The following is a 13,595-nucleotide window of genomic DNA, read 5'->3' as shown; positions in this document are numbered from 1 at the left end:
GGCGTGGATCAGTCGCGTGCCTTGGGGTCTTCGAACTTGTCTTCGACGATCTTCCCGGTCGACACGTCTACGCCGATCTCATGGATCCGGCCGTCCTGCAGGATGTCGAAGGAATAGCGGAGTGCACCGTTCTCCTTCTCCCGTTCCTGCTTGACAACCTTGCCGGGCGCCACGCGCAGGGCAATGGCGCGGGCCTCATCCAGGCTGATCGGTGCCGGTCGTGTGACGGGCGCGGAGGCGGCGTTGGCAGTGGCTGCTGCAGCCAGGGCGGACAGCAGCAGGGTGATCGAAAAGGTACGCATGGGAAAACTCCTGTGGTGGGTGGTGGAGGTTTCCATCCTGCAGCAGCATACGATGCGGATCGGTTTCCGGCGGGATACAGTTTCCGAACCTTCAGGGTGAGGCAGCGACCAACACCCCGTGAGCGTACAGCTGCCGCAGCATCGGCAGCGCTTCGGCGCGGAATGCCGCGTCATACATAAGCCCTGCGTCTTCGGCCAGCCGGTGCAGCAGTTGCTCGCCGCTGCGCTGGCCATCGGCGAGCGCAAGCAGCTGATACAGCAGCGGGGACAGCAGCGAGAAGCGCACCGTGCCGTCCGCCTGGCGGTGCAGCAGAAGCAGGGTCGGGGTGTCGGGTGCGGTGTCGGGTTGGTAGTCCGGGCCGATCCGGTGCACCGGCCAGCGGTAGGCCAGCGGCCAGGCCAGCGGCGACAGCACGGGGACGCCGTGCAGCAGGTCGCCTGCGGGATCGTGCGGCGGCAGTGCCGCGTCGCTGAGCTGCAGGCCCAGCTCGGCCCATTCGTAGTGCGCCAGTTCCGCCAACCACGGGCGTCCGGGATCGTCCCGGCTGCCAAGGAAGGCCGTGAACTCCAGCCCCAGCCGGGTGAACAGCGGGGTCTCGCTGCGATGGGTGGCAAGGAAGCTCCGCAGCAGGTCCCGCCAGGCGCCATCGCCCAGCGTTCTGCGGATCACCGGGAAGGTGCCGGCCAGCAGGCCGTCGAGGTTGTTGAACACCAGCTCGCGGTAGACCGCCAGGCGGCGGTCCTCGATTCCAGCCGGGCCAGGATGCGTTGCCGGGTTGCGCACGTGTGCGGCCAGCGCGTGCAGCTGGTCTTGCAGCGCACTCATGCCGCCGCCTGCAGCGTCCGGATCCGCGCCACCTCGTCCAGCAGCACGGGCAGGGGCGGGAAGTGGAAATCGCGTTCCAGCAGAGTGGGGCGCACGCCGTGGGTGGCGTAGGCAAACTCCAGCAGTGCCCATACCGCCTCTTTCACCGCGGTGCCGTGGGTGTCGATCTTGAGATCGTTGGCTTCGTCGTAGTGGCCGGCCACGTGGATGCTGGCGATGCGCTCGCCCGGCATCGCGGCGATGAAGGCGCGCGCGTCGCCGCCGTGGTTGATCGCGTTGACGTAGGCATTGTTCACGTCCAGCAGCAGGTCGCAGTCTGCTTCTTCCAGCACCGCACGCACGAAGCCGGCTTCGTCCATCGCCTTGAAAGGCTGCGCGTAGGTGCTCACGTTCTCGATGGCGATGCGGCGTCCCAGCGCATCCTGCACTTCGCGGATGCGGGCGGCGACGTGGCGCACCGCCTCCTCGGTGAACGGCAGCGGCAGCAGGTCGTAGAGGTGGCCGCCGGCCGCGCAGTAGCTGAGGTGTTCGCTGTAAAGCACCACATGGTGCCGATCCAGGAACGCGCGGGTCTGGCGCAGGAAGACGCGGTCCAAGGGGTCGGGCCCGCCCAGCGACAGCGAGAGTCCGTGGCAGCTCAGCGGATGCCGGGTCGCCAGCGCCGCCAGTTTGTCGCCCGGCACGCCGCCCACGCCGATCCAGTTGTCCGGCGCACATTCCAGGAAATCGAAGGCGCCCGCAGGCGCCTCGATGAGCTCATCCAGCAGCGCGCGGCGCAGACCCAGACCCGCGCTGCGCGGGGGCAGTGCCTCGGTCATGGCGGCTTACATGGCGCCGCCGCATTTCCCCTCGCCGCACTTGCCTTCCCCGCACTTGCCTTCGCCGGCGGCTTTGGCGCCAGCGGCGGGCTTCTGCATGGTGGCGTGGTGGGCGTCCATTTCAGCCTGGCTGATGAAGCCGTCGCCGTTGGTGTCGATCTTGGAGAACATCGCGTCCCTGCCGTCATGCGCGGCTGCGAATTCGGGACGCGAGACCCGGCCGTCCTTGTCGGTATCCATCTTGGCCATACCGCAGCCACCCTCATGGTCGGCCTTTGCCATTGCCGGCTTGCCGGCGCCGGCCATCATGCCGGCCCCGCATTTGCCTTCGCCGCATTTACCTTCGGTCGCGGCGGCTTTGCCGGTGTCCTGCATGTAGCCGTGGGCCATGGCATCCATGGAGAACAGGGAACCTGCAGCCAGAGTGCCGGTGGCAACGGCGGCACCAACCAGCAGCGCCAGTGGGGTACGGGGAGTGGACATGGTGGGCTCCTTGCGCATGGGCATTGGGGTAGGCCGATCCTACCCGGTGCCGGCTACCGCGGCCAGTACCGCCGGGGGCGTTCAGGGGGCGACGGTATTGCTTTCGTCGCGTTTCTCACGCTCGGGCAGCGGGCTTTCGCCATGCTGCAGGAACCAGATGTTCTCGGCGATGTTGGTGGCATGGTCGCCGATGCGTTCCAGGTTCTTGGCCATGAACAGAAGATGCGTGCAGGGCGTGATGGCGCGCGGGTCTTCCATCATGTAGGTCAGCAGCTCGCGGAACAGCCCGGTGTACAGGGTGTCCAGCTCGGCATCGCGGTCGCGTACGCGCACGGCTGCTTCGACATCGCGGTCGCGATAGGCCGCCATCACGTCGCGCAATTGCTGCACGGCCATCTTGCCCAGCGCCCCCAAGCCCCGGGTATGCGGCAATGGCGGCGCCATGTTGAGGGCCAGCGAACGCTTGGCGATGTTGGCGGCGTAGTCGCCGATCCTCTCGATGTCGGATGCCACGCGCAGTGCGGCCAGGATGGTACGCAGGTCGGAGGCCAGCGGGCCGCGGCGGATCAGGTGGATCACGTCGTGGTTGACCTGCTGCTCCAGGGCATCGATGGCGTCATCGTTGGCAATGACCCGTTCGGCGGCGCTGGCGTCGCGGCGATCCACCACTTCCAACGCGGCCTCCAGCTGGGAAGCGGCCATCTGGCCCATACGGATGAGTTCGTCGAGCAGCGCGGCCTGTTCCTGGTCGTAGCTGCGGACGATGTGGTTGTGCTCGTTCATCAGCCGAACCTCCCGGTGATGTAGTCCTCGGTCTGCTGTTTGGCAGGGGTGGAGAAGATCTGCGCGGTCGGGCCGTATTCGACCAGATCGCCCAGGTACATGAAGGCGGTGTAGTCGGACACCCGCGCCGCCTGCTGCATGTTGTGGGTGACGATCATGATGGTGAACTGCTGCTTGAGCTCTTCCACCAGCTGCTCGATGCGGCCGGTGGAAATCGGGTCCAGCGCCGAGGTGGGTTCGTCCAGCAGCAGCACCTCGGGGCGCAGGGCGATCGCACGGGCGATGCAGAGCCGCTGCTGCTGGCCGCCGGACAGCCCCAGGCCGCTGGCCTTGAGCTTGTCTTTCACTTCATCCCACAGTGCGGCCTGGCGCAGGGCCTGTTCCACCCGATCGTCCAGCTGCGAACGCGACAGCCGCTCGTGGTGGCGGATGCCGTAGGCGACGTTCTCGTAGATCGTCATCGGGAACGGCACCGGTTTCTGGAACACCATGCCGACCTTGCTGCGCAGCCGGTTGATGGGGTAGGCCGGGTCAAGGACGTTCTCGCCATCCAGCAGCACCTCGCCTTCGGCGCGCAGCTTGGGGTACAGCGCGTAGATGCGGTTGAACACCCGCAGCAGGGTGGACTTGCCGCAGCCGGACGGGCCGATCAGCGCGGTGACCCGGTTCTCCGGGATGTCCAGGTCGATGTTGCGGACCGCGTGGAACTTGTCGTACCAGAAGTTGAGGCCACGCGCGGCGATCTTGACGGCGGGCGCGGCCACCTCTGGCGCGGCGGTTTTCGCTGCGATGTGCAGGTCGGTCATGGCGGAGGTTCCGGGAAAATCAGTCATGGTGCATGCGGTTGCGTGCAACGATGGCACGGGCGATCAGGCTGACCACCAGCACGAACAGGGTGAGGACGAAGGCGCCCGCCCAGGCCAGTGCGTGCCAGCCGTCGTAGGGGCTCATCGCAAACTGGAAGATCACCACCGGCACGTTGGCCATCGGCGCCAGCAGGTCGGTGGTCCAGTACTGGTTGTTGAGCGCAGTGAACAGCAGCGGGGCGGTTTCGCCGCTGATCCGTGCCAGTGCCAGCAGGATGCCGGTGACGATGCCGGGCAGGGCGCTGCGGTAGAGCACCTGGGTGATCACCTTCCACTGGGGAATGCCCAGCGACAAGGCCGCTTCGCGCATCTGCCGCGGCACCAGCCGCAGCATCTCGTCGGTGGTGCGCACCACCACCGGAAGCGCGATCAGGGCCAGCGAGATCGCGCCTGCCAGCGCCGAGAAATGCCCCATCCGCATCACCACCAGGGTATAGACGAACAGGCCCAGCACGATCGACGGCGCGGACAGCAGGATGTCGTTGACGAAGCGGATCACGCCGCCGATCCAGTGCCGGTCGGCGTATTCGGACAGGTAGGTGCCGGCCAGCACGCCGATGGGCGTGCCCAGCACGATGCCCAACAGGCTCATCACCGCGCTGCCGAAGAATGCATTGAGCATGCCGCCGCCCTCTTCTCCCGGCGGTGGCGTCATCTGGGTGAACAGCGCCGGCGTCAGCGCGGTGATCCCCATTTTGAGCGTGGTCCACAGGATCCACAGCAGCCAGAAGATGCCGAACACCGCGGCCAGCACCGCCAGGATCTGGGCGATGGCGTTTTTCACCGCGCGGCGCAGGTAAAGGATATTGGTCATCAGTTGCCCTCCCGCTTGTTCAGACGGCTCAGCAGCAGCCGCGAGATCCCCAGCACGATGAAGGTGACCAGGAACAGGACGAACCCCAGCGCGATGAGCGAGGACAGGTACATCGGCGAGTCCGCTTCGGTGAACTCGTTGGCGATGGTGGCGGCGATCGAGTTGCCCGGCTCCAGCAGCGAGACAGTCAGCGCATGTGCATTGCCCAGCACGAAGGTCACCGCCATGGTTTCACCCAGCGCCCGGCCCAGGCCGAGGAAGATGCCGCCGATCACCGCCGAGCGGGTGTAAGGCACCACCACGTCCCAGACCACTTCCCAGCGGGTGGCGCCCAGCGCATAGGCCGATTCCTTCAGCGGACCTGGCACGGTCAGGAACACCTCCCGCATCACCGAGGAAATGAAGGGGATCACCATTACCGCCAGCACCAGGCCGGCGGTGCCCATGCCCAGCCCCAGCGGCGGACCCTGGAACAGCGGCCCCAGCCACGGCAGTTGGCCCAGGTGTTCGTCCACCCAGGGGAAAACGTGTTCACCCAGCAGCGGCACCAGCACGAACAGGCCCCACATGCCGTAGATGATCGACGGGATGCCGGCCAGCAGCTCGATCGCCGCGCCGATGGTGGGGCGCATCCACTTGGGCGCGATCTCGGTGAGGAAAAACGCGATGCCGAAGCTCACCGGCACCGCGATCAGCATCGCCAGCAGGGCGGTGACCACGGTGCCGTAGATCGGCACCAGCGCACCGAACTCCTGCTGCACCGCGTCCCACTGGTCGGTCCACAGGAATGCCGGGCCGAACTTGGCAAACGCCTCGCGCCCACCCCACAGCATCGACAGCGCCACCGCCAGCAGCGTGGCCAGGACGAAAAGACCGGCGGCAGTCACCAGCCAGCGGAAGCGGCGGTCGGTGCGCGCATCGGCGCTGGCGCGCGACAGCAGAGCGGGATCTGTGGTGTTCATTGCAGCCTGTGGGATGAGAAGCGCGGACCGGACATGACCGGCGCCGGCAGCGCGGTGGGGGAGCCCATCACCGGGCCGGCACAGCCCCGCCATCTAACCCGGGTTTCGTGACAAAACGATGACGATGGCATCCGGTTGTCATACCCAGGCCATCTGCCGGTGCGGCAGTGTGACCGTAAAAACGAACGAGGCGGGCACAGGCCCGCCTCGTGTCGTGCATGGCAAAGCGATCGATTACTTGCGGGCGCCGATGTTCTGCGCCCAGTAGGCTTCGATCTGCTTGACCAGGCTGTCCGGCAGGGGCACGTAGTCCAGCGCCGCCGCCTGCGGCTGTCCTTTTTCCATGGCCCAGGTAAAGAACTTCAGCGCTTCCTGGCTGCGGGCGGCGTCCTTGGGCTTCTTGTACATCATGATGAAGACGGTGGCCGCGATCGGCCAGGCCTGCGCACCGGGGGCATTGGTCATCACCAGGTGGAAGTCCTTGGTGGCGCCCCAGTTGGCCGAGGCGGCCGCCGCCTGGAAGCTGTCGTCGCTGGGCTTGACGAAGTTGCCCGCGGCATTCTTCATCAGGGTATAGCTCAGCTTGTTCTGCAGGGCGTAGGCGTACTCGACATAACCGATACCGCCGCGGATCTGGCGGGTATAGGCGGCCACGCCTTCATTGCCTTTGCCGCCCACGCCGGCCGGCCAGGCCACCGAGGTGCCTTCGCCCGCCTTCTGTTTCCACTCCGGGCTGATCTTGGACAGGTAGTTGGTGAAGTTGAAGGTGGTGCCGGAGCCATCGGAGCGGTGCACCACGGTGACCTTCATCGCCGGCAACTTCAGGCCCGGGTTGAGCGCGGCGATGCGCGCGTCATTCCACATGGTGATCTTGCCCAGGTAGATGTCGGCCAGCAGCGTGCCGTCCAGCTTCATGGCGCCCGGGGCGACGCCCGGCACGTTGACCACCGGCACGATGCCACCGATCACCAGCGGGAACTGGGCCAGGCCGGCCTTGGCCAGCTCGTCCGGCGGCAGCGGCTTGTCGCTGGCGCCAAAATCCACGGTGCCCGCCTTGATCTGGGCGATGCCGCCGCCGGAGCCGATCGACTGGTAGTTGATCTTGGTGCCGGTGGCGGTGCTGTAGTCGGCCGACCACTTGGACAGGATCGGGTAGACGAACGTGGAGCCGGCGCCGGTGATATCGGCGGCCCCAGCGGTCGCAGCAAAGCTGGAGGCGATGGCCAGCACGGCGATTCGGGACTTGAGCGTCTTGAGCACGAGGAACTCCTTGGGATGGGGTCAGTGGGGGTAGCCACTTGCCGCTATTCCACCGGCAGCGAATGACGGATGTGCGTCCCTGGTGTGACACAAAAATGACACCGCTGCCGTGGCCGGCGAGGCGCAGGCGTGAAAAAAACGTGATCCCGACATAAACCTGCAATGAACACGGATTGAAATAGCTCCCCGGCATGGGCATCGGCTGGGTCGCCTGCTCATGTGCACATTCCCGACATATCCGCCGCTTTTCGACCACATACGGAGTTCACCATGCGTCCCACCCATCTGGCCGCCGCCATCGTCGTGGCTCTCGCCAGCACCAGTTTCAATGCTGCTGCGCAGAGCGCACCGAGCGCTCAGGACATCGCCGAACTGAAGGCGCAGATCGCCGCCCTGCAGGCGCAGATCGAAAGCCTCGAAGAACGTGCCGACGCGCAGTCGGACGTCAACATCACCCAGGCCAAGGCGCTCGAAGATGCCGACGCCACCAAGGGCAAGGTCGACAAGCTGGCCAAGCTGGTCAACGACACCAAGATCAGCGGCCGCCTGTACTACGACCTGACCAACATCGACGACAAGAACCGCGGCGTGAAGACCGACAAGTCGGGCTTCGCCTTCGACATCAAGCGCTTCTATCTGGGCGTGGACCACAAGTTCAACGACCAGTGGTCGATGAACCTGACCACCGACTTCCAGTATTCCTCGGCCATTTCCTCCACCGAGGTGTACCTGAAGAAGGCCTACGTGCAGTACAAGCTCAGCGATGCCTTCGTGCTGCGCGCCGGTGCCGCCGACCTGCCGTGGGTGCCGTTCGCCGAGAACTACTACGGCATGCGCTACATCGAGAACACCCTGATCGACCGCCTGAAGTTCGGCACCTCGGCCGACTGGGGCCTGCACGCCGGCGGCAAGGTGGCCGACGGCTCGATGGAATATGCCGTCGCCGCGCTCAACGGCAATGGCTACAAGAACCCCAGCCGCAGCAAGGGCCTGGACTTCGAGGGCCGCCTGAGCTTCGCCCCGACCGACAAGACCGTGCTGGCCATCGGCGCCTACTCCGGCACGCTGGGCAAGGAGAAGCAGACGGTCAACGCGCAGCACACTGCCAACCGCATGGACTTCCTGGCGGCGTATGCCTCCGGCAACACCCGCTTCGGCGTGGAGTACTTCCAGGCCAAGAACTGGAACAACGTGCTGACCGTTGCCACTGACAAGGCCACCGGCTGGTCGCTGTGGGGCAGCATGGGCCTGAACGAGAAGGGCGTGACGGTGTTCGGCCGCTACGACCGCAGCGACATCAGCAAGACGCTGGATCCCAGCCTGCAGGACACCTACTACAACCTGGGCGTCGAGTTCCCGATCGCCCCGGGCGTGAAGATTGCGACGGTGTACAAGCACACCGACCAGCGCAACGACGCGCGCAGCAAGGACCTCAAGACCGACGAGTTCGGCGTGTGGGGCGAGTTCCGCTTCTGATCCCAGGAAGCAGCCAGACGAAGTGGCAGGGGCGGCGGACTTCGGTCCGCCGCTTTTTTCGTTGCAGAGGTTCAGTTGGCCCAGCTCGACGGGCCCTTCCCGGGCCAGCGGCACAGGTCGTGGATCGGGCAGTGCAGGCAGTCCGGCTTGCGCGCCTTGCAGACGTAGCGGCCATGCAGGATCAGCCAGTGGTGGGCGTCGCGGGCGAACTCGGCGGGCACCAGCCTGACCAGCTTGTCCTCCACCGCGCGCACGGTCTTGCCCGGGGCAAGACCGGTGCGGTTGGCGACGCGGAAGATGTGCGTGTCCACCGCAATGGTCGGTTCGCCGAAGGCGGTATTCAGCACCACGTTGGCGGTCTTGCGGCCGACGCCGGGCAGCGCCTCCAGCGCCTCGCGGGTGCGCGGCACCTCGCCGTCGTGGCGCTCCAGCAGCAGCCGGCACAGCGCGATGACGTTGGCTGCCTTGGCGTTGTAGAGGCCGATCGTGTTGATGTAGCCCTTCAGGCCGTCCTCGCCCAGCGCCAGGAGGGCAGCGGGCGTGTTGGCGACCGGGAACAGTCTCCGGGTGGCTTTATTGACGCCGACGTCGGTGGCCTGCGCGGACAGCACCACCGCCACCAGCAGCTCGAACGGCGTGGTGTACTCGAGCTCGGTGGTGGGCTGCGGATTGGCGTCGCGCAGGCGGGTGAACAGCGCGACGATCTCGTCGGGCGTCAGTTTGCTGCCGCGCGCGGCGCGCGGCTTGCGCGGCGCGGTCATGCGTGGCGCGCCTTTGCTTTCGCCAGTGCGCGCGCCAGTGCATCCGCGGCGGCGGAGGGCAATGCGGGGGGTGTTTGCGATGCGACCGGCGCAGCCGCGGGCATGGGCGCCGGCGCCGAGCGACGTGCGGCCTCGCGTTCGGCCTGGAGCCGCGCCAGCCGCAGAGCGCGGGCGCGATGGCGCGCGCGCGCGGCCAGCGCGAAGCGACGCGCATCGCGAGCCTCCAGCAGCGCGCCATTGCAGGCCGGTGCGCAGCCGGGGCATGGGCAGGCATCCAGCAGGCCATCGGCCAGTGCCTGGGCCAGATCGTCGGCCAGCAGTGCGGCCGTCAGTGCGTGCGCGCCAACGGCATCCGTGGCGGTGCAGCCGCAGCGGGGGCAGGGCGCGCCCATCGCCAGCTCAGCGGCCGGCAAAGGCCGGCTTGCGCTTCTCGAGGAAGGCGGTGGTGCCCTCGCGCATGTCCTCGGTGGCAAACATCAGCCCGAATTGCGCGGATTCGTACTCGAGGCCTTCCTCGATCCCGCATTCGCCGCCGATGTTCACGCAGTCCAGCATGCCGCGCAGTGCCAGTGGCGCGGCGTTGGCCAGTTGTGCGGCCAGCTTCAGGGTCTCCGTCTCCAGCTCTGCGGCGGGCACCACGCGGTTGATGATGCCCAGCTGCAGGGCGCGCTCGGCGCTGACCGGCGCACCGGTGAGGCACAGCTCCAGGGTGGCGGCGCGGCCGCACAGGCGCAGCAGGCGCTGGCTGCCGCCAAAGCCGGGGATCAGGCCGAGGTTGATTTCCGGCTGGCCGACCTTGGCGGTGTCGGCGGCGATGCGCAGGTGGCAGCTCATCGCCAGTTCCAGGCCGCCGCCCAGGGCGAAGCCGTTGATCATGGCGATGACCGGCTTGGGCAGCTTTTCGATACGCCGCATCATGCGGGTGCCGCGCAGCGAGAAGTCGCGGCCCTGCACGGGTGACAGGGTATTCATCTCCGCGATGTCAGCGCCAGCGACAAAGGCCTTGGGGCCAGCGCCGGTCAGCACCACCACCCGCACAGCGTCGTCGCGGGCGGCATCGGCGAATGCAGCGTCCAGGGCGTCCAGGGTCGCCGCGTTCAGCGCGTTCAGCTTGTCGGGACGGTTGATGCGGAGAGTGCGCACGCCGTCGGCGGTGTCGATCAGGAGCAGGGTATCGGTCATGGGGGCGGTAAGAGGTGGGGAAGGCGGGAACTTGAGCCGCTGCCGGCTGTCGCAGAAGGGCACCGGTAGCCGTGTCGTGCCGGTGTCAGTATCCTAACGCGTCGCGCCGGAGTGTTCCGGCTGGCGTTGACGAACCCTCCGGCGGGTGCCGGATTTCCTGCAGCTTGCCTTGGCAGCTGCTTCGACAGATGAGGTTGTGGATGAAGTTTCGTGCGATTGCTGCCAGTGTGGCGGCCCTGACCCTGACTGCCGGCATCGCCTCGGCCCAGACCAAGCCTGCAGCCGCTCCGGCGGCGCCGGCAGCTGCGCCAGCGGCGCCGCCGGTGGTGGACAAGACCCATGCCAGCTACGCCTTCGGTTGGCAGCTTGGCCAGGAACTGGCCAACACCGGCGAACCGATCGATATCGCCACCGTGGTGCGCGGCCTGCAGGATGCGTTCGCCAAGAAGCAGCCGGCCTACACCGAGCAGCAGCTGGGTGCGGCTTACTCGGGGTTCCAGCAGCGGATGGAGATCAAGGCCCAGGAAGCCTTCCGCAAAGCGCTGGCCGACAACCAGGCGCAGTCGGCGGACTTCGTCAACAAGTTCAAGGCGCAGCAGGGCGTGATCACTTTGCCCAGCGGCATCATGTACCGTGTCGCCAAGGCCGGCACCGGCGCCAAGCCGACTGCCAACAGCGAGGTGCAGATCGCGTTCCGCAGCTTCCTGGCCGCCGTGGGCGTACCGCTCAGTGGCGTGCAGACCCCGCCGCCGTTCAAGGTGGCCGATGCGCCGATCCCGGCGCTGAAGGAAACCCTGCCGTTGATGCAGCAGGGCGCGGTGTGGGAAGTGGTGATCCCGCCCGGCAAGGGTCTGGGCGGTGGACAGAACCAGCAGTTCGCGCAGCAGGCCGTGGCCCTGCAGATCGAGCTGGGCGTGGTCAAGTAAAACCGGCGCATCGCGCCCCGGCGCGATAATCCGCAGCAAGCCCCGATGCGCCGGCCCCGTGCCGGCGCATCGCGTTTGAGGGCGTTACCATGCGGCCTATGAGTGATCCATTCCGCGCTGTGCTCAGCCCCTGCATCGGCATTTGCAGCCTTGATGAACGCGGCCTGTGCGAAGGTTGCCATCGGACGGGCCAGGAAATCGCTGCCTGGTCGGTGCTGGACGATGCCACCCGTCTGCACTTGATGGACGTCGTTCTACCTGCGCGTGCGCCGGGCGGGACGGGCGGCTGATGGGGCCAGAGCGGCTGGCTGATCGCCTGCGTGCGGCCCTGCATCCGCTGGAGGCGCCGCCGGCCAGCGCGCCTTGGAATCTGGTTGATCTGGACGGCGTGGTGCCCATTGCCTCGCCATGTCCTGCCGCCGTGCTGGTGGGCGTGATTCCTCGTCCCGCCGGGCCGGGCGTCCTGTTGACCCGGCGTACCCAGGGTCTGCGTCACCATGCAGGGCAGGTCAGTTTTCCGGGCGGGCGGATTGAACCGGAGGATCCAAGCCCCGCCGCGGCGGCCCTGCGCGAGGCGCGCGAGGAAGTCGGCCTGCAGGCCCAGCAGGCGCGTCCACTCGGCTATCTGGATCCCCTGCTGACCATCACCGGTTTCCGCGTCTTGCCCACGGTGGTGCTGGTGGATCCGGCGTTCCACCCGGAGCCGGAGCCCGGCGAGGTGGCGGAGGTCTTCGAAGTGCCGCTGGACCTGCTGATGGACCCCGGCCAGCTGGAGACGGTTGCGCTGCAGTTGGGCGGACGCACGCGTCACGTGTTCCAATACCGCTACCAGCCGCAGCGGATCTGGGGCGCGACCGCCTCGATCCTGTACAACCTGCGTGAACGGCTGGCGGGCACGGACCAATGGAGGGTGTGATGGCCGGATGGACGACCTTGGTGCAGGCGGATGTCCTGTCGGTGGCGCTGGGGCGTCCCGACCTTGCCATCGTGGACTGCCGCTTTTCGCTGCAAGACCCAGTGCTGGGCGAACAGGCCTGGCGCCAGGGCCACCTGCCGGGCGCAGCGTATGCCCATCTGGAACGCGACCTCTCGGATATGACGCGGCATGGCGCGGGTCGCCACCCGTGGCCAGATGCCGCTACGTTCTGCGCCAAGCTGACCGGCTGGGGCATTACGCCCTCCTCGCAGGTGGTGGCCTATGATGACCGCGATGGCGCCTACGCCGCCCGCCTGTGGTTTCTGCTGCGTACCCTGGGCCACGAGAAGGTGGCGGTGCTGGACGGCGGCTGGTCGCGCTGGACATCGCTAGGACTGCCGGTTTCGACTCTGACCCGCCCGCCGGCCAGTCAGCGCTACGTGGCCACCTTCGACGGCTCGCGCCTGCTCGACGCGGCGGCCGTCGAGGCGCACCTGGCCAATGGCGGCATGCTGGTGGACGCCCGCGCCGCGGCCCGCTTCCGCGGCGAGGAAGAGCCGCTGGACCGCGTGGCGGGGCACGTGCCCGGCGCGATCAACCGCCCGTACACGCAGAACCTGACCGAGGGCCGTTTCAAGGCGCCCATGCAGTTGGCCGACGAATACCGCGCGCTGCTGGCCGGGCGCGATCCTTCGGACGTCGTGATGATGTGCGGTTCCGGCGTGACTGCCTGCCACAACATCCTGGCGATGGAACGCGCGGGCCTGCGCGGTGCCAAGCTGTTCACCGGATCGTGGAGCGGCTGGCTGGCCGACCCCCGCAGGCCGGTGGCGACCGGCGCATGAACATGCGCGCGGGGCAGGTCGAGATCTGGCACCGCCCAAGCTGCAGCCATTCCCGCGGGGCGCTTCAGCTGCTGCGCGAGGCCGGCATCACGCCGGTGGTCGTGGACTACGTGGCCCACCCGCCCAGCGTGGCGCGGCTGCGTCAGGCCATCGCCGACGCGGGCCTGACGGTGCGCGAGGCCATCCGCAGCAAGGAACCGGAGTTCGCCGCCCGTGAACTCGCCGATCCGGCCCTGCCCGATGATGCGCTGCTGGAGGCGATGGTGGCGGCGCCGATCCTGATCAACCGGCCGTTCGTGTTCACGCCCAAGGGCGTGCGACTGTGCCGGCCGCCGGAAACGGTGCTGGAGCTGCTGTAGCCGGGCGTCCTGCCGT

At 67.4% G+C, this 13,595-nt stretch carries 16 protein-coding genes and 1 pseudogene; 5 read left to right on the top strand and 12 right to left on the bottom strand.

Features of this window, described 5'->3' with window-relative positions; all coding sequences use genetic code 11:
• Window positions 1-8: 8 nt before the first annotated feature.
• The 9 genes from ACK4SG_RS02070 to pstS all read right to left on the bottom strand — a co-directional run bounded on the left by ACK4SG_RS02070 (window position 9) and on the right by pstS (window position 7,114).
• Window positions 9-302 carry a PepSY domain-containing protein gene (locus ACK4SG_RS02070; RefSeq protein WP_409599208.1) on the bottom strand — a complete coding sequence of 98 codons (294 nt, stop codon included), beginning with the start codon at window positions 300-302 and terminating at the stop codon, window positions 9-11.
• A gap of 91 nt (window positions 303-393) precedes the next feature.
• A complete protein-coding gene (locus tag ACK4SG_RS02065) occupies window positions 394-1,128 on the bottom strand; it encodes a DUF2063 domain-containing protein (RefSeq protein ID WP_409599206.1) in 735 nt (244 codons plus the stop codon).
• Entirely contained in the window at window positions 1,125-1,946 is an 822-nt protein-coding gene (locus ACK4SG_RS02060; protein WP_409599204.1) for a DUF692 domain-containing protein, read from the bottom strand. The genes ACK4SG_RS02065 and ACK4SG_RS02060 overlap by 4 nt, the downstream gene beginning before the upstream one ends.
• Before the next feature lie 6 nt (window positions 1,947-1,952).
• Complete coding sequence (locus ACK4SG_RS02055; protein ID WP_409599202.1) at window positions 1,953-2,429, bottom strand: EF-hand domain-containing protein; 477 nt, start codon at window positions 2,427-2,429, stop codon at window positions 1,953-1,955.
• Between the two features lie 81 nt (window positions 2,430-2,510).
• The gene (gene phoU / locus ACK4SG_RS02050; RefSeq protein WP_409599200.1) at window positions 2,511-3,212 is read right to left on the bottom strand and encodes a phosphate signaling complex protein PhoU; all 702 of its coding nucleotides are present in this window, start codon (window positions 3,210-3,212) and stop codon (window positions 2,511-2,513) included.
• Window positions 3,212-4,045, bottom strand: a complete 834-nt coding sequence (pstB, locus tag ACK4SG_RS02045; RefSeq protein WP_409599198.1) for a phosphate ABC transporter ATP-binding protein PstB — start codon at window positions 4,043-4,045, stop codon at window positions 3,212-3,214. The genes phoU and pstB overlap by 1 nt, the downstream gene beginning before the upstream one ends.
• Window positions 4,038-4,892 (bottom strand): phosphate ABC transporter permease PstA, encoded by an 855-nt coding sequence (gene pstA / locus ACK4SG_RS02040; RefSeq protein ID WP_409599196.1) that lies wholly within the window; start codon window positions 4,890-4,892, stop codon window positions 4,038-4,040. The genes pstB and pstA overlap by 8 nt, the downstream gene beginning before the upstream one ends.
• On the bottom strand, window positions 4,892-5,854 hold the full coding sequence (pstC, locus tag ACK4SG_RS02035) for a phosphate ABC transporter permease subunit PstC (RefSeq protein ID WP_409599194.1): 963 nt from the start codon (window positions 5,852-5,854) through the stop codon (window positions 4,892-4,894). The genes pstA and pstC overlap by 1 nt, the downstream gene beginning before the upstream one ends.
• A gap of 234 nt (window positions 5,855-6,088) precedes the next feature.
• Window positions 6,089-7,114 carry a phosphate ABC transporter substrate-binding protein PstS gene (pstS, locus tag ACK4SG_RS02030; protein WP_409599192.1) on the bottom strand — a complete coding sequence of 342 codons (1,026 nt, stop codon included), beginning with the start codon at window positions 7,112-7,114 and terminating at the stop codon, window positions 6,089-6,091.
• A gap of 270 nt (window positions 7,115-7,384) precedes the next feature.
• Here pstS and ACK4SG_RS02025 point away from each other — a divergent pair, with 270 nt between their 5' ends.
• Entirely contained in the window at window positions 7,385-8,590 is a 1,206-nt protein-coding gene (locus ACK4SG_RS02025; protein ID WP_409599190.1) for a porin, read from the top strand.
• Window positions 8,591-8,661: 71 nt separating this feature from the next.
• On the opposite strand, the gene nth is transcribed toward ACK4SG_RS02025, so the two are convergent.
• Genes nth through ACK4SG_RS02010 form a run of 3 tightly spaced genes read right to left on the bottom strand, consistent with a single transcriptional unit; the run spans window position 8,662 to window position 10,533 of the window.
• Window positions 8,662-9,351 carry an endonuclease III gene (gene nth / locus ACK4SG_RS02020; protein ID WP_409599188.1) on the bottom strand — a complete coding sequence of 230 codons (690 nt, stop codon included), beginning with the start codon at window positions 9,349-9,351 and terminating at the stop codon, window positions 8,662-8,664.
• Window positions 9,348-9,743 carry a hypothetical protein gene (locus tag ACK4SG_RS02015; RefSeq protein ID WP_409599186.1) on the bottom strand — a complete coding sequence of 132 codons (396 nt, stop codon included), beginning with the start codon at window positions 9,741-9,743 and terminating at the stop codon, window positions 9,348-9,350. The genes nth and ACK4SG_RS02015 overlap by 4 nt, the downstream gene beginning before the upstream one ends.
• A 7-nt stretch (window positions 9,744-9,750) precedes the next feature.
• A complete protein-coding gene (locus ACK4SG_RS02010) occupies window positions 9,751-10,533 on the bottom strand; it encodes an enoyl-CoA hydratase/isomerase family protein (RefSeq protein WP_409599185.1) in 783 nt (260 codons plus the stop codon).
• Between the two features lie 200 nt (window positions 10,534-10,733).
• Between ACK4SG_RS02010 and ACK4SG_RS02005 the strand changes: the two genes are divergently transcribed.
• The 4 genes and pseudogenes from ACK4SG_RS02005 (at window position 10,734) to arsC (ending at window position 13,579) form a co-directional block, all read left to right on the top strand.
• Window positions 10,734-11,459, top strand: a complete 726-nt coding sequence (locus ACK4SG_RS02005) for an FKBP-type peptidyl-prolyl cis-trans isomerase N-terminal domain-containing protein (RefSeq protein ID WP_409599184.1) — start codon at window positions 10,734-10,736, stop codon at window positions 11,457-11,459.
• Window positions 11,460-11,548: 89 nt separating this feature from the next.
• Window positions 11,549-12,375 (top strand): annotated as a pseudogene (locus ACK4SG_RS02000) (CoA pyrophosphatase).
• On the top strand, window positions 12,363-13,220 hold the full coding sequence (locus ACK4SG_RS01995) for a sulfurtransferase (RefSeq protein WP_409599183.1): 858 nt from the start codon (window positions 12,363-12,365) through the stop codon (window positions 13,218-13,220). The pseudogene ACK4SG_RS02000 and the gene ACK4SG_RS01995 overlap by 13 nt, the downstream one beginning before the upstream one ends.
• Window positions 13,217-13,579: an arsenate reductase (glutaredoxin) gene (arsC, locus tag ACK4SG_RS01990; protein ID WP_409599182.1), complete on the top strand. Its 363-nt coding sequence runs from the start codon at window positions 13,217-13,219 to the stop codon at window positions 13,577-13,579. The genes ACK4SG_RS01995 and arsC overlap by 4 nt, the downstream gene beginning before the upstream one ends.
• Window positions 13,580-13,595: the final 16 nt, after the last annotated feature.

Origin of the sequence: Thermomonas sp., assembly GCF_046293095.1 — a bacterium.
Taxonomy (GTDB): Bacteria; Pseudomonadota; Gammaproteobacteria; order Xanthomonadales; family Xanthomonadaceae; genus Thermomonas.
The sequence above is the reverse complement of the archived record's forward strand: the minus strand, read 5'-3'. Positions and strand labels throughout refer to the sequence as shown.